Raw genomic sequence first — 21,579 nt, 5'->3', positions numbered from 1 at the left:
CTTTCGCATTGGCGCGCACGACTGACAGCGTCGCGGCGAAGGACTGATTATGAAGATCGCAGCGAGTCGATCAAGGCCTCAGCCTGTCAGAAAATTGAAATAATCAGGTTGACTCGGCTTCAGCCACGGATTCCCGTCAGAAATCTTACAAGCGACTGTATTTACGAGATTAACTGAAAGGCTGTCCGAATCGGCCCCGCGCGAATCGCGGTGAATCCTGCCTTTTCTATATATGTTCCGGTGGTCGATTTTCCGGGTGCGGCGCAGCACGTTTCAGGGCCTTAAATGCCCATGAAAAACCATCATGGGGACGACAAAAAGCCCGCCGGAACTGGTTCCGGCGGGCGTTTATCGCGAAGCCATAAAGGCTTAGCCGAGTGCGGTGACCGCCTTGGTCAGGCGCGCGAACTTCCGCGAGGCGGTGTTCTTGTGGAACACGCCCTTGGCAACGCCACGCGCCATTTCCGGCTGTGCCGCCGCGAGTGCGGTGGTCGCCGTGTCCTTGTCGCCCGCCGCAATCGCCGATTCGACCTTCTTGATGAAGGTACGGATGCGGCCAACCCGGTTGCCGTTCACTTCCGCGCGACGATCGTTGCGACGGATACGCTTTTTCGCCTGTGGCGTGTTCGCCATGAAGCCCTCTGATCTAAAATAGAAAAGGGCGCAGGCGGCAAAGCCCACGGCCCCGGAAAGCGCGGTCCTTACGCAAGACGGCCTCGTTGGTCAACCGTCAGCGCTGGCATTTCGGACACCAAAAGGTCGAACGCCCGCCTTCGCTATAGCGCTGGACCGTACCGCCGCACGCGCACAGCTCGCCCTCACGGCCATAGACCGCGAATTGTTTGGAGAAATAGCCGAGTTCGCCATCGGGCCGGACATAATCGCGCAGACTCGATCCACCGGCCTCGATCGCGGCAAGCAGCACCGCGCGAATCGCCTCGACCAGCCGCTCGAGTCGCGGCAGCGAGATGCGCCCGGCGGCGGTCCGGGGCGAGATTCGTGCGAGGAACAGCGCTTCGCAGACATAGATATTGCCGAGTCCCGCCACGATGCGCTGGTCAAGCAGCATCAACTTGATCGACGCCTTGCGCCCGGTGAGTGCCGTCAGCAGGTGATCGGCGGTGAGGCCCGGGCCGAGCGGCTCCGGCCCCATCGCTGCAAAAGCAGGATAAAGGTCGAGCGCGTCGGTTCGAACCAGATCGACGAAACCGAATCGTCGCGCATCGTTGAGCGCGAGTCGCCGCCCCACCTCGGTATCGATCAGCAGATGGTCGTGCGCCAGCAATTCGCCCGGATCGACTCGCCAGCGTCCCGACATGCCGAGATGGAAGATCATCGTGTCGCCGCGATCGGTGTCGATCAGACCGTATTTCGCGCGACGGCCGAGACCCGTCACGACCGCACCCGTCATCCGCTGGCGCAAATCGACCGGGAAGGCGTGACGCAGGTCGCCGCGCCGGGTCTCGACGCTGGCAAGACGCTGGCCCTCAAGGACTGGGCGCAGGCCCTGTACGGTGGTTTCAACTTCTGGCAGCTCAGGCATCGCAGGTCACTTTAGACCATTCGGGCTGAGCCTGCCGAAGGGCGCGGGCCACACGAGTCCCGAGATCGGAGGCACGCGGGCTTCGACAGGCTCAGCCCGAACGGGATGATTGGTGGTATGGAGCTAGGTTGCGTTTGCCCCCGTCACAAGCGCTAGCTTCGGTCCGGACGGTAACGGCATCGCTACCGCCAGGCAGCGGGCTCAGCTCGCCAGCGCGAGCCCCGCCCCATCCTCATCATCATTAGCGGGGGAAGCGCGATTGCGACGCCGGCTGGATCGGGCCCGACCGGGCTTGCTCCTGGGATGTTTTGCAACGTGAAGGGTCGCAAGAACGCTTGAGATATTTACCCGTCGCCGCATGGCGGCCCATGCTGTCGCAAGCCCAACTGCCGCCTCTATTACAGCGCTGATTTCAAAGCTGGTGAGCCATATCGCCAAGTCCGGAGCAAACAGGCTGACAAAGCGGACCGGATCAGCGTCTCCCGCGCTCGCGTGCAGAACGGCTAGAAGCAGGACGACGATCCCTATCGCGACATTGGCACGGCTAAGGCGGCTCGCGGCAGCGGCAGGCATCTCAACCGTCACGCGATGTAGAAAACGACCGATCGGCGTGTCCCCGGCAACAATCAGCGCTACCCAAATCATCAAGAACACAATCGCCGCTGTCATTGGTCCGCCCCGCTCCGTGCCCGCCAAGGCTATTACGACACGCGTCTTTTGGCCAGAGGCGGTTATGAACCTGCGGCGATCAGCCGCGCGCCTAAAAGCCGCCCCGTCTCGACCGTTGCGGTGGTTGGGTTTGGACCCTAGAGCGGCGCTCATGACCGACACCGTCTCCTTCGGCTATGAAGACATTGCCGCATCCGAAAAGACCGCCCGCGTCGGCGGCGTGTTCACCAGCGTCGCCTCCAAATATGATTTGATGAATGACGCGATGTCGGGCGGCATGCACCGATTGTGGAAGGATCGCTTCGTCCGCCGGGTAAAGCCGCGCGAGGACGAGCAGATTCTCGACATGGCAGGCGGCACCGGCGACATCGCCTTTCGCCTCGCGACCGGCGGCGCGGCGGTAACGGTTGCCGATATCAATCCGGCGATGCTTGAAGTCGGCATGGAACGCGCCGCCAAGCGCGGCATTGACGGGCTGGTCTGGACTGAAGCCAATGCCGAGACGCTGACTTTTCCCGACCGCTTCTTCGATGCCTATACGATCGCCTTCGGCATCCGCAACGTGACCGATATTCCCAAGGCGCTGCGCGAAGCGAACCGCGTGCTGCGGCGTGGGGGGCGTTTCTATTGCCTGGAATTCTCGACCACCTTGTGGCCTGGGTTCGGCGAAATATATGACGCGTATTCGCACAAGATCGTGCCGAAGGTCGGCAAGCTGCTTGCCCAGGATGAAGATAGCTATCGCTATCTTATTGAATCGATCCGCCGTTTCCCCGACATGGAGACATTCAAGGGCATGATCGCCGACGCCGGCTTCGTACAGACCAGGGTCGAACCGATGCTCGGCGGGCTGGTCGCGATCCATAGCGGCTGGAAGATTTGAGCGCGAACTTGCGAGACTCACCATCCGCCTCACGCCCTGAGCTTGTCGCAGGGCCGCCCTGCTCTGCTGCACGCGAGCGCGAGGCAAGCTGTGCTTCGACAAGCTCAGCACCAACGGCATTTGGGGGCCAGGCAGCGCGATGACCGCCACCGCAGTCCATCTCTGGCGCCTCTTCAAATGGGGCCGCATCCTGGCACGCCATGGCGCGCTGCGCGGGATCGAACGCGACCCCAACACGCCCCCGCCGGTACGCCGCCTGGCGCGGATCGCCCGTTTCGGCGCGCGCGTGCCACAGGTTCCGGCCTATGCCGACGCGCTGCAGGCGATCGGTCCCGCCGCGATCAAGCTCGGCCAGACGTTGGCAACCCGTCCCGATATCGTCGGCGATGTCGCGGCCCATGACCTGTTGCGCTTGCAAGACGCGCTGCCGCCGGTCCCGTACGAGACGATTCACGCCGCGATGACGCGCGCCTTCGGCCGCAACCCGGACGAATTGTTCCAGTCGATCGACCCGGTACCGGTCGGCGCCGCCTCGATCGCCCAAGTCCATCGCGCGGTCACCACCGATGGCCGCCAGGTCGCGGTCAAGGTGCTGCGCCCCGGGGTCGAGGAGGAGTTCGCCCGCGCGATCGACACCTATCAATGGGCGGCGGCGCAAATCGAGGCGATGGGCGGTGAATTGTCACGGCTGCGCCCGCGCCTGGTGATCGAGACGTTCAAGCGCTGGACGCTGCGCGAACTCGATCTGCGGCGCGAAGCGGCCTCAGCGTCGGAACTTGCCGAGGCGATGACCGCCGAGCCGGATTTCTTCATCCCGGCAATCGATTGGCAGCGCACCACGACCAAGGTGCTGACGCTCGCCTGGGTCGACGGCATCAAGCTGTCCAATCGCGATGCACTGATCGCGGCCGGCCATGACCGCAAAAAGCTTGCCGACACGCTGGTGCATGCCTTTCTGCGTCAGGCGATCGCCGAAGGCTTCTTCCATGCCGACATGCATCAGGGAAATCTGTTCGCGCTGCCCGACGGCAAGATCGCGGCGATCGATTTCGGCATCATGGGCCGGATCGACCGGCGCGCCCGGGTCTGGCTGGCGGAGATTCTCTACGGCCTGATCACCGGCAATTACAAGCGCGTGGCCGAAATCCATTTCGAGGCGGGCTATGTCCCCGCGCACCATAATGTCGCCGAGTTCGCGACCGCCCTGCGCGCGGTCGGCGAGCCGATGCGGGGGCTGGCGGTCAAGGACATGTCGATCGGCATGATGCTCGACGGCCTGTTCAACATCACGCGCGATTTCGACATGCAGACCCAGCCGCATCTGCTGCTGCTGCAAAAGACCATGGTGATGGTCGAAGGTGTCGCGACCAGCCTCGACCCTGATATCAATTTGTGGGAATCGGCGGCGCCGTTCGTGCGCGAATGGATCCGCACCGAGCTTGGTCCCGAAGCGGCGGTCGCCGACCGCATCATCACCGACTTGCGGACATTGGCACGACTGCCCGACCTGATCCGCAATATCGAGCGGCACTACCCATCGCCGGGTGGCGCGCCGCCGACACCGCCGCTGCGCGAAATCGAAGTGGTGAGGATGGGTGGCGGCTGGCGCTACGGCGTTGTGGCGGCGTTGAGCGCTGCGGTCGCAGTTGCGGTGACGCTGTGGTTCGCGTGACAGCCTTACGGCTGAGCGTGGCCTTTGCCGCGTTGAGTGCAATGGCCTGGCCCGCCCAGGTCAATGCATGCACGATGGTCTGGAGACCCTTCGGCTTTGGCATCACACCCTATACGCTGGCGCTTAAGGCCATCCCTGCTGTCGAATTCTCACGCTATGATGATAAAGGGCCAATCCGGCGCTTCATTGGCACGTTAAAGCTGCGCAACATCAGTTGCACTCATCGGCCCAAATCGGTCGCGACTTGCCCAAAGACCTTCGACGTAGCTTTTGATGAAATAGATGACGGCGCAAATTGCGGGTTCGCTTTAACCAGCATGCCGCGGGGAAATGAGTCCAAGCTTCGTCATTTCCTCTTTGTGCAACGCAACGATGGCAGTTGGGCTCTCACCAACGTCGCGAAAACCCTGTGGGGGCGGAGTTGATGGCGCGCGCCCTTGCCCCGCTCTGGCTTACAGCGCCCAGCCGCTTTGCTGGAACCAAGCCGACCCTTGCACGGGTTGGCCTTGCACTGCTCGCGCTGCTGCTCGCCGCCACGCTGACCGCCCTTGCCTCGCCCGGGCCGCCGCCGGTCAGCCACGACCCCGCTCAGCGCGCCGACGATCAGGCCGATGTCGTCCTTTATGAATCGATCGTCTCGGGCGTTCGGGCCGGCGGCAATTATTATACCGTCACCGCCGACGCGCTCCGGTCGGGCAATTATCCGCTCAAGCCCTTCTTCACCTTCCGCCTGCCGACGCTGGCGATGGTGCAGGCGGCACTGCCGAACGCCGTGACCATCCTGCTGCTCTACATCCTTGCCGCCAGTGTGATGCTCGCCTGGTTCATCCGGCTGCGCCCGGCATTTGCCCGCCCGCCGCCTTTGGCCATCGCACTGGTCCTGCTTGCCGCCGGCATGGTGGTGTTCGTCCAGTCCGAACTGGTCAATTTCCATGAAGTATGGGCCGGCCTGCTGATTGCGCTGTCGCTGGCGCTGCGCCGGCCCGATCGTTGGATCGAGGCCGCCGCATTCGCGCTGATCGCAATGCTGATCCGCGAAACCGCCGCGCTTTATGTCGCCGTCATGGCGATCCTCGCCTTTGCCGAAGGGCATCGCCGCGAAGCGCTGGGCTGGTGCGTGCCGGTGGCGGTCCTTGCCGTGGTCGTCGCGCTTCACGCCCATGCCGTCGGACAGGTCGTCCGGCCGCTCGACCCCACATCGCCGGGATGGGCGGGGATGCTGGGTTTCGGCTTCTTCGTAAAGACCATGACGCTGTCGACCGCGCTCAACCTCGCGCCCGGCTGGATCGCCGCCCTGCTTATCGGCCTGACCCTGTTCGGCTGGGCAGCGTGGAACGATGCGCTGGCGCTGCGCGCGCTGGCCATCTTCTCGCTCTATGCGGCGTTGCTTGGCCTGTTCGGGCGAGTCGATACCTTCTATTGGGGGCTGATGATCGCACCCACGATCCTGGTCGGCCTCGCCTTTGTGCCCGATGGCCTGCGCGATCTCGTCACCGCGGCGATCGACCGGCGCAAGATCACCGTGACCCGGCTGACGCGCCATAAGGATGTGGGAGGCTGACCCGATGAAAATCCTGCTGATCGTCGGCGGCGGTATCGCGGCGTACAAGGCATGCGAACTGATCCGGCTGTGCCGCAAGGCCGGGATCGAGGTGAAATGCGTCCTGACCGCGGGCGGGCAGCATTTCGTCACGCCGATGACACTCGCCGCTCTGTCGGAAAATCAGGTCTATACCACCTTGTGGGACCTGAAGGACGAAGCCGAGATGGGCCATATCCAGCTCAGCCGCGAGGCCGATCTGGTGGTCATCGCGCCCGCCACCGCCGACCTGATGGCGAAGATGGCGGCCGGCATCGCCGATGATCTCGCCACCACCCTGTTGCTCGCGACCGACAAGCCGGTCCTCGCCGCCCCGGCGATGAACGTGCGCATGTGGGGCCATGCCGCAACCCGTCGCAATGTGGCGACGCTGCGCGGCGATGGCGTGACGGTGCTGGAACCCGATGAAGGCCCGATGGCGTGCGGCGAATATGGCCCCGGCCGCCTGCCCGAACCCGAGGCGATCCTCGCGGCGATCCAGCAGCATTTCTCCGCCTGAATGCACAGCCGGATGCTCAGGGGCAAACATATCCTGGTCACTGCCGGGCCGACGCATGAGCCGATCGACCCGGTCCGCTATCTCGCCAATCGTTCCTCGGGGCGGCAGGGGTTCGCGATCGCCGACGCGCTGGCGAAACTTGGCGCCCGCGTCACCCTGATCGCCGGCCCGGTGACCCTTGATACGCCCGCGAATGTCGACCGCATCAATGTCGAGACCGCGTTGCAGATGGCCGGGGCGGTCGAGCATGTTTTGCCCGTCGATGCGGCAGTAATGGTCGCGGCCGTCGCCGACTGGCGCGTGGAGAGCGCGGGGCAGAAGATCAAGAAGCATGGCGCCCCGCCGACGCTGCAACTGGTCGAGAATCCCGACATCCTGGCGGGACTGGCGAGGAACCCGCTGCGCCCCGGCTTGCTCATCGGCTTCGCCGCCGAAACCGAAAAGGTCATCGACCATGCCACCGCCAAGCGCTTGCGCAAGGGCGCCGACTGGATCGTCGCCAATGACGTATCGGGCGACGTGATGGGCGGCCTGGCGAATACGGTGCATATCGTCACCGCTGCCGGCGTCGAAAGCTGGGAGAAGCTGCCCAAGGAGGAGGTCGCCGCCCGGTTGGCGGATCGCATTGCGCAGGCGTTGACGGCGAAGCCCGCCTGATCCGCTAGAAGCTGCCCGGCAGGAGCAGAACACCCCTTCGACAAGCCCCGGCCAATCGCTATGGAGGCGTTCATGACGATTCCGATCACCATCGCCTTGAAGCGCCTCCCGCATGGCGCTGACCTTCCCTTGCCCGCTTATGCCACCGACGGGGCGGCCGGCATGGATGTGGTATCCGCCGAGGACTTGACCCTGGCCCCGGGTGGGCGGGCGGCGGTCGCCAGCGGCTTCGCCATCGCCATCCCGGCGGGGTATGAAGTGCAGGTCCGTCCACGCTCGGGCCTTGCGCTCAAGCACGGCGTCACCTGCCTCAACACGCCCGGCACGATCGACAGCGACTATCGTGGCGAAGTGAAGGTGATCCTTGCCAATCTTGGTGACGAACCGTTCTTCATCGCGCGGGGCGACCGGATTGCTCAACTCGTCCCGGCCCCGGTCCAGCGCGCGCGACTGGACGAAGTCGACAGCCTGGACGATACTGTGCGCGGTACCGGAGGGTTTGGGTCGACAGGACGATGATGGTTTCGCTGATCATGGCGCTTGCGGTGCAGGCGACTACAGTCGCGCCCGACGTCGGGCCGCCGCGGGACTGGTCGGCGCTCGCGCCCCTGCCCTTCGTCAACCAGCCCGATTATGCCGCCGGCCTGAGCGCCTTTGTCGAGGACGAGGTCAAGGCCGGGCATTGCGTGCCCCCCAAACGCGTCGATGGCCTCAGTCAGATCGATATTTCGCTCGCCGTGCTGGTCGTGCCCGGCGGCAGCGTGAAGCGCATCGTACCGCAGGCGATCGATTGCCCGACGGTCGAACAATATAGCGCGGGGCTGATCCTCAAAATGTCGCGCGACAATATCAAGGCGTCGCCGGCAACGGACACCTGGTATCGCACCAGCATGACCTACACCTGGGGCAAATGAGCTTTTCCGACGCGGAACTCGACCGTTACGCCCGTCATATCGTCCTGAAGGAAGTCGGCGGCAGCGGCCAGGGCAAGCTTCGCCAGGCCAGCGTCGCGGTGATCGGCGCGGGCGGGATCGGATCGCCGGCGATCCAGTATCTCGCCGCCGCCGGAATCGGCCGGCTGATCGTGATCGACCACGACGTGGTCGACCTGTCCAATCTGCAGCGCCAGACGCTGTTCGGCACCGACGACATCGGCCAGCCCAAGGTCGCCGCCGTGGCGATCGCGGTGTCGCGGCTCAACCCGAATGTGCGCGTCGAGACGCATGCCGTACGCATCGACCGCGCCAACGCCGCGCATTTGCTCGCCGGCGCGGATGTCGTGCTCGACGGCTGCGACAATTTCGCGACTCGGCTCGTGGTGGCCGATGCGGCGTTCGCCGCACGACTCCCGCTGGTCTCGGCGGCGGTCGATCAGTTCGAAGGGCAGCTTGGCGTGTTCCGCGGCTGGGAAGCGGACAAGCCCTGTTATCGCTGTTTTGTCGGTGGCGACCCTGCCCGCGACGATGTGAGTTGCGCCGAACAAGGCGTGCTGGGCGCGATGACCGGCGTCATGGGCAGCATGGCGGCGCTGGAAGTCCTGCGCGCGATCACCGGCTTTGGCGACGACAGCGCGGGACAATTGCTGCTGGCCGACGCGCTCGCGTTCCGGTTCCGCACGATCACCTTGCCCAAGGATCCGGGTTGCCCGACATGCGGTTAGCGCCCCTTTAAGGCTATCGGACTTATGCGGGCGGATATGACCACGCCCGCACTCCGCAAAGTCCTGCTTGTCTTCGGCACCCGTCCGGAAGCGATCAAGCTGTTTCCCGTCGTCGCCGCACTCAATGCCGTGCCGGGGCTCGACGTCCGCACCTGCGTCACCGCGCAGCATCGCGGACTGCTCGATCAGGTCTTGTCGATCGCCGGCATCACGCCCGATATCGATCTCGACATCATGGAACCGGGCCAGTCGCTCGACCGCCTCACCGCCCGTCTGCTGACCAGCCTTGGCGAGGTGATGGAGGCCGAAAAGCCCGACCGCGTGATCGTGCAGGGCGATACCGCGACGGCCATGGTGGGGGCGCTCACCGCCTATTACCGCAAGATACCGGTCAGCCATGTCGAGGCGGGATTGCGGTCGGGCAATATCTACCAGCCCTGGCCGGAGGAAGTGAATCGCCGCATCGTCGCGCCGATCGCCGACCAGCATTTCGCCCCGACCGAGACCTCGGCTGACGCGCTGCGGCGCGAGAATATCGATCCGGCCGGCATCCATGTCACCGGCAACACCGTGATCGACGCGCTTTACGCAACCCAGGCCAGGCTGGCGGTCGATCCGTCGCTGGCGTCGGGGCTGGACGGGATCGCCGCACGCTTTGCGGGCAAGCGCATCATCCTCGTCACCACGCATCGGCGCGAGAATTTCGGCGACGGCATGGCCAATATCGCCCGCGCGATCGGCCGCATCGCCGATCGTGACGACACCGCGATTCTCTTCCCGGTTCATCCCAACCCCAATGTCGTGTCAGTGATGGACGAGTTGCTCGGCACCCGCGCCAATGTCGCGCGGATCGATCCGCTGGATTATCCGCACTTCGTCCGCGCACTCGGCCTGTGCGAGATCGCCCTGACCGATTCTGGTGGCGTGCAGGAAGAGGCGCCCGCGCTGGGCAAGCCAGTGCTGGTCATGCGCGAAACGACCGAGCGGCCCGAAGGCGTCGTCGCGGGCACGGCAAAGCTGATCGGCACCGATGCCGACCGTATCGTGTCCGAAGTATCGGCGCTGCTGGACGACGCGGACGCCTATTCGGCCATGGCCCGCGCGCACAATCCGTTCGGCGATGGCCATGCCAGCGAACGCATCGCGCGCGTCGTTGCCGAAAGCCTGAGCATCCGCCGCTAGGCATCCTGGCATGGCGGTTCGGTCGAGCGCCGGGCCTTGGGCTCATAGTCCGGCGGCAATCCTGTTTCGGACACTATGAAAGAGCGAGCCGGCACCAGCCCGGCACGGGATCGGCATGCCCGCCCCCGCATGATGGTTGAATCGCCGGAAGCCATGACGTGGGGAACGAACGACGGGAGATATGTTACACCCATATGTAACATATCCTTTTCACGCCTACCTGGGTGAGATGGCAATATAATCTATTATATATCAATAACTTAATCCAATAAACTTCCTTCGCGGCACCCGCAATCGAGATTGAACCGGTCAGGAACCCGGCGATGACGAAAGCGGCATCGGCTCCGACAGAACCGCCGGAAGCATGGTGCGTTTGACCGGGCGTGACGGCGTTCTTTGCGAATTATTTATCATCCTGGCCCAAACCCTGTGCGAGGGACACGCAGGGACGCTCGATGATTTCGGATACTCAATTGAAGGTCGTCGTGGTCGGCCTCGGCTATATCGGGCTACCCACCGCGGCGGTGATCGCACGGACCGGTGCGCAAGTGCTTGGCGTCGACGTGACTCAATCGATCGTCGACACGGTCAATTCGGGCAAGGTGCATATCGAGGAAGTCGATCTTGACGGCCTGGTCTCCGGCGTGGTCGCGCGCGGTTCGCTGCGCGCCTCGACTCAGATCGAGCCGGCCGATGTGTTCGTCATCGCCGTGCCGACACCCTTTGCCGAGGATCATGCGCCGAACATCGGCTATGTCCTGCAAGCAGCGACCAATGTCGCGACGGTGCTGAAGCCCGGCGATGTCGTGATCCTGGAATCGACCTCGCCAGTCGGCACGACGGAAAAGGTGCGCGACCTGCTCGCGCAGCTTCGGCCCGATCTCAAGGTTCCCGGCAAGCCTGGCGGCGCCACCAGCGAGGGGCCGGACATCGCGATCGCCTATTGCCCCGAGCGCGTGTTGCCCGGCCGCATCCTGGTCGAGCTGATCGACAATGACCGCGTCATCGGCGGCATCACGCCGCGCTGCGCGCGCAAGGCACTCGCTTTCTATCGCCGCTTCGTGCGCGGGGCATGCGTCACCACGACAAGCCGTGCAGCGGAAATGACCAAGCTGACCGAGAATGCGTTCCGCGACGTCAACATCGCCTTTGCCAACGAACTGAGCCGCGTCGCCGACACGATGGAGGTGGATGTGTGGGAGGTGATCCGCCTCGCCAACCGCCACCCCCGCGTCAACATCCTGTCGCCCGGTCCCGGCGTCGGCGGGCATTGCATCGCGGTCGATCCCTGGTTTCTGGTCCATGCCGACCGCGCCAACACGCCGCTGATCCGCACCGCACGCGAAGTGAACGACGCCAAGGTCGATTATGCGATCGATCGCGCCGCGGCGATGATCGAAGCCAATCCCGGCACGCCGGTCGCGTGCCTCGGCCTCGCCTTCAAGGCCAATATCGACGATTTCCGCGAAAGCCCCGCGCTGAAGGTCGCGAGCGAACTGGCGCGCCGCTTCGGCGACCGCGTGCATGTCGTCGAACCCTATGCCAATGCCTTGCCTGACGCATTCGACGGAACGGGCGCGACGCTGACCGACATCGACGCCGCGATCGAACGCTGCGGGATCATGATCGTGCTGGTCGATCACGACATTTTCAAATCGGTCCCGCTCGACGAACGGGCGGACAAGATCGTCTATGACACGCGCGGCATCTGGCCCGACCAGCCGCAGCCCAAACCGCGTACCGAACCCCTTCGCCTCGCCGGCTGAACCGCAACGGACAAACGGTATCGATCTCTCAACGGCTTGCGCGTAGGACGCAGGATATGAGCAAGTCCGCGATCCTCGTTACCGGTGCCGCCGGTTTTATCGGCATGCATGTCACGCAGCAGCTGCTCGCGCGCGGCGAACGCGTGATCGGTATCGACAATCTCAACGATTATTACGACGTGCGGCTGAAACATGCCCGCCTCGCCGAAATCGGGCGCGGCACCAACCGCGATTTCGATTTTCTCGAGCTCGATTTCGCCAATGACGCAGCGCTCGATGCCGCCCTGTCGACGCACGCGTTCGACCGCATCGTCCATCTCGGTGCACAGGCCGGGGTGCGCTATTCGATCGACAATCCCCGCGCTTATATTCATTCGAACATCGCCGGGCATCTCAACATGCTCGAGCTCGCGCGGCATCGCGGCATCCGGCATATGGTCTATGCCTCATCCTCATCGATCTATGGCGGCGACGCCACGCTGCCCTTCAAGGTCGACGACCGCGCCGACCGGCCGCTCTCACTCTATGCGGCAACCAAGCGCGCCGACGAACTGATGAGCGACACCTATGCGCATCTCTATCGCATACCGTTGACCGGCCTGCGTTTCTTCACGGTCTATGGCCCGTGGGGACGGCCGGACATGGCGATGTGGCTGTTCACGAGCGCGATCCTCGAGGGCCGCCCGATCAACGTCTTCAATGGCGGCGATATGCGGCGCGACTTCACCTATATCGATGACATCGTGGCGGGAATCATCGCCTGCCTGGACAATCCACCCGCCGATGACGGCGCGGTCAAGGCCGGCGGCAGCATCTCGCCGCACCGGCTCTACAATATCGGCAACCATAAATCGGAACAGCTCGATCGGCTGATCGAACTGGTCGAGGCGGCGTGCGGCACACCCGCGATCCGCGTGCCGATGCCGATGCAGCCGGGCGATATGAAGGACACCTTTGCCGATATCGACGCGATCCAGCGTGACCTCGGCTATGCTCCCACAACCTCGATCGAGACCGGTGTACCGCAGTTCGTCGACTGGTATCGCTCGTATAAACGCGTCTGATTCACGCGAAAATGCCCAAAAGCTGGGCATTTAGGAAAACGGGCGCTCAACAAGGCCACTTTCTCTTCGCAACTGCGGCACTAGACGTGAAAGCGCAGGATGCTATGGCAACGGCGCTTGCTAAGCCGCCCCGATACGGGCCGCAGAATAACGCTTGGAGCGCTATTTCATGACGAAGACCGCGTTGATTACCGGTGTGACCGGACAGGACGGAGCCTATCTGTCCGAGCTCCTTCTCGCGAAGGGTTACGAAGTTCACGGCATCAAGCGCCGGTCCTCATCGTTCAACACCGGGCGTATCGACCATATTTATCAGGACCCGCATGAGGCGGGCGCACGGCTGCACCTCCATTATGGTGACATGACGGACTCGATGAATCTAACCCGCATCGTGCAGGAGGTTCAGCCCGACGAAATCTACAATCTCGCGGCGATGAGCCATGTGGCGGTCAGCTTCGAGACGCCGGAATATACCGCCAATGCCGATGGCATCGGCACCTTGCGCCTGCTCGAGGCGATCCGCCTCCTCGGACTGGTCGACAAGACCCGCATCTACCAGGCATCGACATCGGAACTTTACGGCCTCGTACAGGAAGTGCCGCAGTCGGAAACGACGCCTTTCTACCCGCGTTCGCCTTATGCCGCCGCCAAGATGTACGCTTACTGGATCACGGTGAACTACCGCGAAGCCTATGGCATTCACGCATCGAACGGCATTCTGTTCAACCATGAAAGCCCGTTGCGCGGCGAAACCTTCGTCACGCGCAAGATCACCCGCGCGGTCGCCGCCAACCATCTCGGCCTGCAGGACATATTGTGGCTCGGCAACCTCGACGCCAAGCGCGACTGGGGTCATGCGCGCGATTATGTCGAAGGCATGTGGCGCATCGTCCAGCATGAAAAGGGCGATGATTTCGTCCTCGCCACCGGCGTGACCCAGACCGTGCGCTCGTTCGTCGAAAAGGCGTTTGCCGAGGTCGACAGGCAGATCGACTGGAGCGGCACTGGCGTCGACGAGGTCGGCGCTTGCCGCAAAACTGGCAAGACCCTGGTCAAGGTCGACCCGCGTTATTTCCGCCCGACCGAAGTCGATTTGCTGATCGGCAACCCGGCCAAGGCCAAACGCCTGCTCGGCTGGGAAGCAACCACAACGCTCGACGAGTTGTGCGCCGAGATGGTGCGCGAGGATTTGAAAGTCATTGCCCGCGAAGCCGAGACGCGCCGCCCCGACGAGGAACGCCCCACCACGCTCTATGCGATCAAGAGCTGATCGAGCCGGCACATCATCGGGACCTCGAGCAACCGGCATGACCCAGACATCGTCGATCGTCGATTACGGATATACGAATAGCGAGGGTGTCCACACGTCCTCCTGCCCGCGACCTTTGGCGCTGAAGTCCGCGGAGCAGCGATTGGCCCGCAGCCGGTTGTTCGAATTGGCATGCGATTCGGAATCGGCCACTGCGAAGCTCGGCGCGCCTTTCCTGGGTGTCGAGCGCACCCCCGCCAAGTCAATGGTCATCACTTACCGCAAAAAGGCCGGCTCATCCGATGTTTGATCTGACGGACAAGAAAATCTGGGTGGCGGGCGAAAACGGCATGGTCGGTCGCGCGATCACCCGGCGACTGGCAAACGAGCGTTGCACCATTATCTCGCCCGATGTTCGCATCGACCTGCGTGATCAGGTCGCGACTTTCGCCTGGATGGCCGCGAATCCCGTCGATCTGATCTTTCTCGCTGCCGCCAAGGTCGGCGGCATCGCGGCCAATAACGATCGCCCGGGCGAGTTTCTCTACGACAATCTGATGATCGAGACCAACGTCATCGAGGGCGCGCGCCGCACCGGCGTCGCCAAGCTTGTCTTTCTCGGATCGTCCTGCATCTTCCCCAAGATGGCGCCACAACCGATGGCCGAGGACGCATTGCTGACCGGGCCGCTCGAGCCGACCAACCAATGGTATGCGATCGCCAAGATCGCCGGTCTCAAGCTGTGCGAGGCCTATCGCCGCCAATATGGCTGCGACTTCATCTCCGCCCAGCCGACCAATCTCTATGGCCCATTCGACAATTTCGACCTCGAATCGAGCCATGTCCTACCGGCGCTGATGCGCAAGGCGCATGAAGCGAAGCTGGCCGGTGCGGACACGCTGCCGGTCTGGGGCAGCGGCACGCCGCTGCGTGAATTCCTCCATGTCGACGACCTCGCCGACGCGCTGGTGTTCCTCGCCCGGACCTATTCCGACGATGAATTCGTCAATATCGGCACCGGCGACGAAGTCAGCATCGCCGATCTGGCGCATCTCGTCGCCCAGGCGGTGGGTTTCCAGGGCAAGATCGCATTCGATGCGACCCGCCCCGACGGCACGCCACGCAAATTGGTTGACACCGCCAAACTCAATGGCCTGGGCTGGACGCCTTCAGTGCCATTGAATGATGGCATTTCAGAAGTTTACAGCTGGTTCCTTGAAAATGGAGCCAATATCAGATCGCAACGCGCGGCCTGAGCCAAACCATTCCAGGGGAAAATCGTGGCACGCCTTTACGACAGCAGAAAACGTATCCTCGTCACCGGTGGCGCTGGGTTCGTCGGCTCGCATCTGATCGACCGGTTACTCGAGCAGGGCCATGAGGTGCTGTGCGTCGACAATCTGTTCACCGGCGCCAAGCGCAATATCGAACATCTGCACAATCATGCGCGGCTCGAATTCATGCGCCATGACGTGTGCCTGCCGCTCTATGTCGAGGTTGACGAGATCTATAATCTCGCCTGCCCGGCCTCTCCGGTGCATTACCAGCATGACCCGGTCCAGACGACCAAGACCTCCGTGCACGGCGCGATCAACATGCTCGGCCTTGCCAAGCGGGTGAAGGCGAAGATCTTCCAGGCGTCAACCAGCGAGGTTTATGGCGACCCGTCGGTTCATCCGCAGCCCGAGGAATATTGGGGCAACGTCAATCCGATCGGCCCGCGTTCCTGCTATGACGAGGGCAAGCGCTGCGCCGAAACCCTGTTCTTCGACTATCACCGCCAGCATCATCTGGAAATCAAGGTCGCGCGGATCTTCAATACCTATGGCCCGCGCATGCATCCCGCCGATGGACGCGTCGTCTCGAACTTCATTGTCCAGGCGCTGAAGGGTGAGCCGATCACCATTTATGGCGACGGATCGCAAACACGGTCCTTCTGCTATGTCGATGACCTGGTCGATGGCTTTATCCGCCTGATGGACACCGGTCCCGATGTGACCGGGCCGATTAATCTAGGCAACCCGGTCGAATTCACGATGATCGAACTGGCCGAACTGATACTCAAACAGACGGGCTCTCGTTCGGAGTTGATTCGCTTGCCGCTACCCGCGGACGATCCGAAACAGCGCAAGCCCGATATCGGCAAGGCACGCAGCATTCTTGGCTGGGAACCCAAGATTCCGCTGGCCGAGGGATTGAAATCGACGATCGATTTCTTCGCCAACCGCGACCGTTGAGGAACGGCTGATGTCCGAAGTCACTGCGCAGCGCGATTATTATACCCAGACCGCCGAACGTTATGATGAGATGCATGTCGCCGACGGCGACGAGCATTACCTCGCGCTTGACTGGCTGTCGGATATCATCCGCCAGCAAGGCGTTGAATCCGTCCTCGACATCGGCTGCGGCACCGGACGCGGTATCCTTTACCTCAAGGAGCGCCATCCGATCCGCTATGTCGGCGTCGAACCGGTCGCGGCATTGCGCGCCAAGGGGCATGAAAAGGGCTTATCGGCCGACGAGCTGATCGATGGCGATGCACTCAATCTCGCGCTGCCCGACAACAGCTTCGACCTGGTGTGCGAATTCGGCGTACTACACCATATCAAGGATCACCGTCGCGCCGTGGCCGAGATGTGCCGTGTCGCGAAAAAGGGTGTATTCATTTCCGACTCCAATAATTTCGGTCAGGGATCGAAAGTGAATCGCGCGGTAAAACAAATGATCAACGCGGTTGGCCTGTGGCAATTGTTCGATCTCGCAATGACGCGCGGCAAGGGTTATCATTATTCCGACGGCGACGGGGTCTTTTACAGCTATTCGGTGTTCAATGACGTCCCCGTCGTGCGCGCGAAATTTCCGACCCTCCGCTTCATGAGTACGATGCCATCGAGCGGTCCCAATCTTTATCGTGAAGCACCGCATCTGGCGGTATTGGCAACGCGATGACCAGCGCAGCGCCCAAAGGCGCACACATCCTGATGCTATTGTCCGACGCCTATGGCGGTTTCGGCGGTATTTCGCAGTATAATCGCGACTTCCTGGAGGCGTTATGTTCGCTGCCCGAAGTCGCGAGTGTTGAAGCCTTGCCCAGAACGGCGGAACAGCCATTGGGAGCGCTGCCCGCCGGACTATATTTCAACCTCGATAGTGTTGGCAGCGCGGCGAAGTTTTCTGGAATTGCCTTGGGTCGAGGACTCTTCGGACCACGCCCCGACATCGTCGTTTGTGGACATATCAATCTCCTGCCGTTCGCGGCATTGGTGGCCCGTATCAGAGGCGCGCGGTTGATTCTGCAAATACATGGCATCGATGCCTGGCAGCCAACCGAGCGAAAAATTGTCAACGCTCTAACCGGGCAGATCGATTTGGTGCTTTCGGTCAGCCAGGTGACGATCGATCGCTATCTGTCCTGGGCATCGGCACCGCGCCGTGGATTTGGAATCCTGCCCAATACGGTCCGACTCGACCATTTCGGCATAGCGCCAAAGGCGCACGATTTGGTTGACCGCTTCGGCCTCGCCGGCAAGCGGGTACTGATGACCTTTGGCCGCATGGCAGACAAAGAACGCGCCAAAGGTTTCGATACGATGCTCGAGGTCCTTCCGGCATTGGTACGGCGCGATCCCAATATCGTCTACATGCTCTGCGGCACGGGCGATGATATGGCACGATTACAAGACAAGGCCGTCGCGCTCGGTGTTGCGGACAGCGCGATCTTTACCGGCCTGGTGCCGGAGGATCGCAAAGCCGACTTCTTTCGGCTTGCCGACACCTATGTGATGCCCAGTAGCGGCGAAGGCTTCGGGATCGTGTTCCTTGAAGCAATGGCATGCGGTATTCCGGTGATCGCCAGCAGCAACGACGGCGGCTTCGAGGCGGTACGGAACGGCGCGATAGGCATCGCGGTAGATCCGAACGACCTCGCAGCGATCGAGACCGGCGTGTTCAAATCTCTTGCCCAACCGCATGAAATTCCTACAGGCCTGTCTTACTTTTCGTTTACCAATTTTACGAATCGGTTGCGAGAAACGCTCTTTAGTCAGACACCATTGGGCGTAAATAGCGAGCTTGCCTCGCCCTGAGCGCGGTACGGCGGATAGATTTGTTCCGGTAGCAACACGAAGTGAGGAAAAACATTTGCACTAAATCGATGGGTCGCGAGTAAAAATCACTCTGTTGGTCTGGGGGGATCAGCCGCTTTATGTGTGGATTGAATGGCATTTTTGCCTATGGTCCCGGCGCGCCTATGCCCGCGCGCCAGGAGGTTGTGGCAGTACGCGACATCATGGCCAATCGTGGCCCTGATGGCGCTGGCTTATGGGCAAGCGAGGACAGCCGCTGTGTCCTGGGACACCGTCGCCTGTCGATTATCGATCTGTCCGATCGCGCGCTCCAGCCGATGGGCAGTCGCGATGGACGTTATACCATCGTTTATAATGGCGAGATTTATAACTATCCTGAGTTGCGCGCGGCAGCGCTTGCCGTCGGCCGTAGCCTGATCACGACCTCCGATACCGAGATCCTGCTCGATCTGTTCGAACAACATGGTCCGGCGATGCTCGACATGCTGCGTGGTATGTTCGCACTTGCCATCTGGGACAATGTCGCGCGTTCGCTCTTCCTCGCAAGGGACGCATTCGGCATCAAGCCGCTGTTCTTTTCCGACAAGGACGGCACCTTCCGGTTCGCGTCACAGGTTCGCGCGCTTCGCGCCGGCAGCGGGATCAGCGACGAAAAGGATCCTGCGGGCATGGTCGGGTTCATGCTGCTCGGCAGCGTACCCGAACCGTTTACCTGGTATGCCGACATCGCGGCGCTCCCCGCCGGCCATTACATGACCGTCAATGCGGGCGGCGTCACGCAAACTCGCTACGCCGATGCCGGATCGGTCCTCGCCCATGCGCAACGCGAGAATATCGATCACGCGAGGGCACTGCGCCGCGCGCACAGCGCAGTGCGCGACAGCATCAAGGCACATCTGCTTGCCGATGTGCCGGTCGGGCTGTTCCTTTCCGGCGGCATAGACTCTGCCGCGATCCTGGGCGTCGCCATGGAAGCGGCGACACGCCCGATCCATACCATTACGCTCGGATTCGATGAATTCGAGGGCACCGACAATGACGAAGTCCCCATCGCCAGCCGCATCGCGGCCTTTTATGGTGCGCAGCACAATGTACGCAGGATCGGCCGCGACGAGTTTCTGGCCGATATCGATCAAATCCTTGCGACGATGGACCAGCCTTCGATCGACGGTATTAACACCTGGTTCGTCGCCAAGGCAGCGCATGAGCAAGGGCTGAAAGTGGCCTTGTCCGGCGTCGGGGGCGACGAGTTGCTGGGCGGCTATCCAAGCTTTACCGACGTGCCTTCCTGGCACGCGCGTTATGGCCGGATCGCACGGCTCCCCGCTGTCGGGTTCGCGGCGGGCCGGGTGCTGAAAACGTTGCTGCCGGGCTTCACCGCCAACAACCCAAAAGCCGCTGGGCTGTTACGCTATACCGGAACCCTGGGCGGTGCCTATCTGGTGCGCCGCTCGCTGCGGTTGCCTGACGATTTCAAGAATATCCTCGATCCTGCCTTCGTAAATGCGGGGCTCAAACGGCTTGGCATCGTCGATCGTATGAACGGTGTGCTCGATCCGATGCCCGATTCCGATCATGCCGCAGTTACCCTGCTCGAGCTGGGTTTTTACATGCGCAACCAATTGCTCCGCGATGCCGACTGGGCGGGCATGCGCCACAGCGTGGAGGTCCGTACGCCGTTGGTCGACATCGCGCTCTTCCGCGAACTTGCGCCACTGATCGGCCATCTGCGGCCCGGCGAAGGCAAGCAGCTGCTCGCGGACGCGCCAGCTATCGCCCTGCCCGAATGGCATCGTCATCGTCCCAAAACCGGGTTTGGCATTCCCTATGCCAGCTGGATGGGGGGCATCGAAGGCCTTGCGGGACGCAGCGCCACGGCGGCGGGCAGCAAAGGCCTTTTGTCGCGTGAATGGTCACGTTACGTACTCGATCGCTACGAACCGACCGGCTGACGCGACGAGATTTCCGCAAGCGAAGCTCGCATGCTGCATTTACGCCTTCCCTCGCCCGCCAAATCATGCTCTTCGCATCCGCAATAAAATGGGGCGCATAAACGGGCGTCACAACGAGGTGGGCTTTGACTAAGAACGCACTCATCTGCGGAATTTCCGGCCAGGACGGTGCGCTGCTGGCAAAGCTGTTGCTCGACAAGGGCTATCGCGTGTTCGGCACATCACGCGATGCCGAGGTGTCACGCTTTTCGAACCTCGTGCAGCTTGGCCTTCTCGACAAGGTCACGACGCTGTCGATGACGTTGACGGATTTTCGCAGCGTGCTTCAGGTCTTGTCGGAAACAAAGCCTGACGAAATCTACAATCTTGCGGGGCAAAGCTCGGTTGGCCTGTCGTTCGCACAGCCGGTCGAGACACTGGAGAGTATCGCGTTCGGCACGCTCAATCTGCTCGAAGTGCTGCGATTCCTGGGAGGCGACACGCGGCTTTATAATGCGGCGTCGAGCGAATGCTTCGGTGAGACGGCCGAGGCGAGACCCGCCACCGAGGAAAGCCCGTTCCATCCACGCAGTCCTTACGGCGTCGCCAAGGCGACGGCATTCTGGGAAGTCGCCAATTATCGCGAAGCCTATGGCCTGTTCGCCAGCTCGGGCATCCTGTTCAATCATGAATCACCGCTGCGTCCCGAACGCTTCGTCACCCGCAAGGTCGTGCGTGCCGCCGCCCGCATCGCCGCGGGCTCGGGCGAACGACTGAAGCTCGGCGCCCTGAATGTCGTGCGCGACTGGGGCTGGGCCGAGGACTATGTGGACGCGATGTGGCGCATGCTGCAACTCGACCATCCGACCGACTTCGTCGTGGCGACAGGCAAGAGCCATAGCCTTGAATATTTCGTGCAGCGCTGTTTCGAACTCAAGGACCTCGACTGGCGCGATCATGTCGAGGTCGATCAGAATCTGATGCGCGCGACCGATATTGCAACAAGTCATGGCAATCCAGGCAAAGCGGAACGATTGCTCGGCTGGCGTTCGACCGTCGATTTCGACGAACTGCTCCGCCGCCTGATCGCGGCCGAGCGTATCACCGCGACAGCTTGAC

At 62.3% G+C, this 21,579-nt stretch carries 20 protein-coding genes and 1 pseudogene; 18 read left to right on the top strand and 3 right to left on the bottom strand.

Going from position 1 to position 21,579, the window contains the following annotated elements; genetic code table 11:
• Positions 1 to 369 precede the first annotated feature (369 nt).
• From rpsT to OO12_RS18735, 3 genes are all read right to left on the bottom strand, one after another.
• On the bottom strand, positions 370 to 633 hold the full coding sequence (gene rpsT, locus OO12_RS18745) for a 30S ribosomal protein S20 (RefSeq protein WP_034160241.1): 264 nt from the start codon (positions 631 to 633) through the stop codon (positions 370 to 372).
• A 97-nt stretch (positions 634 to 730) separates the two neighbouring features.
• The gene (gene mutM / locus OO12_RS18740; RefSeq protein WP_034160240.1) at positions 731 to 1,543 is read right to left on the bottom strand and encodes a bifunctional DNA-formamidopyrimidine glycosylase/DNA-(apurinic or apyrimidinic site) lyase; all 813 of its coding nucleotides are present in this window, start codon (positions 1,541 to 1,543) and stop codon (positions 731 to 733) included.
• 201 nt (positions 1,544 to 1,744) lie between these two features.
• On the bottom strand, positions 1,745 to 2,212 hold the full coding sequence (locus tag OO12_RS18735) for a hypothetical protein (RefSeq protein ID WP_034160239.1): 468 nt from the start codon (positions 2,210 to 2,212) through the stop codon (positions 1,745 to 1,747).
• 151 nt (positions 2,213 to 2,363) lie between these two features.
• Here OO12_RS18735 and OO12_RS18730 point away from each other — a divergent pair, with 151 nt between their 5' ends.
• The 18 genes and pseudogenes from OO12_RS18730 to OO12_RS18640 all read left to right on the top strand — a co-directional run bounded on the left by OO12_RS18730 (position 2,364) and on the right by OO12_RS18640 (position 21,578).
• On the top strand, positions 2,364 to 3,095 hold the full coding sequence (locus OO12_RS18730) for a class I SAM-dependent methyltransferase (RefSeq protein WP_034160238.1): 732 nt from the start codon (positions 2,364 to 2,366) through the stop codon (positions 3,093 to 3,095).
• A gap of 139 nt (positions 3,096 to 3,234) precedes the next feature.
• Positions 3,235 to 4,767 carry a 2-polyprenylphenol 6-hydroxylase gene (gene ubiB, locus OO12_RS18725; RefSeq protein ID WP_034160237.1) on the top strand — a complete coding sequence of 511 codons (1,533 nt, stop codon included), beginning with the start codon at positions 3,235 to 3,237 and terminating at the stop codon, positions 4,765 to 4,767.
• Positions 4,768 to 4,784: 17 nt separating this feature from the next.
• Positions 4,785 to 5,192 (top strand): hypothetical protein, encoded by a 408-nt coding sequence (locus OO12_RS18720; protein ID WP_152616518.1) that lies wholly within the window; start codon positions 4,785 to 4,787, stop codon positions 5,190 to 5,192.
• Positions 5,192 to 6,328: a hypothetical protein gene (locus OO12_RS18715; protein WP_034160314.1), complete on the top strand. Its 1,137-nt coding sequence runs from the start codon at positions 5,192 to 5,194 to the stop codon at positions 6,326 to 6,328. Before OO12_RS18720 ends, OO12_RS18715 begins: the two co-directional genes overlap by 1 nt.
• 4 nt (positions 6,329 to 6,332) lie before the next feature.
• Positions 6,333 to 7,523 (top strand): annotated as a pseudogene (coaBC, locus tag OO12_RS18710) (bifunctional phosphopantothenoylcysteine decarboxylase/phosphopantothenate--cysteine ligase CoaBC).
• Positions 7,524 to 7,595: 72 nt separating this feature from the next.
• Positions 7,596 to 8,042, top strand: a complete 447-nt coding sequence (gene dut, locus OO12_RS18705) for a dUTP diphosphatase (protein WP_034160313.1) — start codon at positions 7,596 to 7,598, stop codon at positions 8,040 to 8,042.
• A complete protein-coding gene (locus OO12_RS18700) occupies positions 8,042 to 8,437 on the top strand; it encodes a hypothetical protein (protein ID WP_152616517.1) in 396 nt (131 codons plus the stop codon). Before dut ends, OO12_RS18700 begins: the two co-directional genes overlap by 1 nt.
• Positions 8,434 to 9,183 (top strand): HesA/MoeB/ThiF family protein, encoded by a 750-nt coding sequence (locus OO12_RS18695; protein WP_034160235.1) that lies wholly within the window; start codon positions 8,434 to 8,436, stop codon positions 9,181 to 9,183. Before OO12_RS18700 ends, OO12_RS18695 begins: the two co-directional genes overlap by 4 nt.
• Positions 9,184 to 9,219: 36 nt before the next feature.
• Complete coding sequence (gene wecB / locus OO12_RS18690; protein ID WP_052216060.1) at positions 9,220 to 10,365, top strand: non-hydrolyzing UDP-N-acetylglucosamine 2-epimerase; 1,146 nt, start codon at positions 9,220 to 9,222, stop codon at positions 10,363 to 10,365.
• Positions 10,366 to 10,820: 455 nt separating this feature from the next.
• Positions 10,821 to 12,131 (top strand): UDP-N-acetyl-D-mannosamine dehydrogenase, encoded by a 1,311-nt coding sequence (wecC, locus tag OO12_RS18685; protein WP_034160310.1) that lies wholly within the window; start codon positions 10,821 to 10,823, stop codon positions 12,129 to 12,131.
• A gap of 56 nt (positions 12,132 to 12,187) precedes the next feature.
• Positions 12,188 to 13,195, top strand: coding sequence for an NAD-dependent epimerase/dehydratase family protein (locus OO12_RS18680; RefSeq protein ID WP_034160234.1), 1,008 nt, complete (start codon positions 12,188 to 12,190; stop codon positions 13,193 to 13,195).
• 169 nt (positions 13,196 to 13,364) lie between these two features.
• Positions 13,365 to 14,465, top strand: coding sequence for a GDP-mannose 4,6-dehydratase (gene gmd / locus OO12_RS18675; protein ID WP_034160233.1), 1,101 nt, complete (start codon positions 13,365 to 13,367; stop codon positions 14,463 to 14,465).
• A gap of 281 nt (positions 14,466 to 14,746) precedes the next feature.
• Positions 14,747 to 15,700, top strand: a complete 954-nt coding sequence (locus tag OO12_RS18665; RefSeq protein WP_034160231.1) for a GDP-L-fucose synthase family protein — start codon at positions 14,747 to 14,749, stop codon at positions 15,698 to 15,700.
• 24 nt (positions 15,701 to 15,724) lie between these two features.
• Entirely contained in the window at positions 15,725 to 16,681 is a 957-nt protein-coding gene (locus OO12_RS18660; protein ID WP_034160230.1) for a UDP-glucuronic acid decarboxylase family protein, read from the top strand.
• A gap of 10 nt (positions 16,682 to 16,691) precedes the next feature.
• Positions 16,692 to 17,393, top strand: a complete 702-nt coding sequence (locus OO12_RS18655) for a class I SAM-dependent methyltransferase (protein WP_034160229.1) — start codon at positions 16,692 to 16,694, stop codon at positions 17,391 to 17,393.
• Positions 17,390 to 18,529 (top strand): glycosyltransferase family 4 protein, encoded by a 1,140-nt coding sequence (locus OO12_RS18650; protein ID WP_052216047.1) that lies wholly within the window; start codon positions 17,390 to 17,392, stop codon positions 18,527 to 18,529. The genes OO12_RS18655 and OO12_RS18650 overlap by 4 nt, the downstream gene beginning before the upstream one ends.
• Before the next feature lie 128 nt (positions 18,530 to 18,657).
• Positions 18,658 to 20,481 carry an asparagine synthase (glutamine-hydrolyzing) gene (gene asnB, locus OO12_RS18645; RefSeq protein WP_200887508.1) on the top strand — a complete coding sequence of 608 codons (1,824 nt, stop codon included), beginning with the start codon at positions 18,658 to 18,660 and terminating at the stop codon, positions 20,479 to 20,481.
• A 125-nt stretch (positions 20,482 to 20,606) separates the two neighbouring features.
• Positions 20,607 to 21,578, top strand: coding sequence for a GDP-mannose 4,6-dehydratase (locus OO12_RS18640; protein ID WP_034160227.1), 972 nt, complete (start codon positions 20,607 to 20,609; stop codon positions 21,576 to 21,578).
• The last annotated feature ends 1 nt before the right edge of the window (position 21,579 follow it).

The organism is Sphingomonas sp. ERG5, from assembly GCF_000803065.1.
In the GTDB taxonomy this organism is placed as follows: Bacteria; Pseudomonadota; Alphaproteobacteria; order Sphingomonadales; family Sphingomonadaceae; genus Sphingomonas.
The sequence above is the reverse complement of the archived record's forward strand: the minus strand, read 5'-3'. Positions and strand labels throughout refer to the sequence as shown.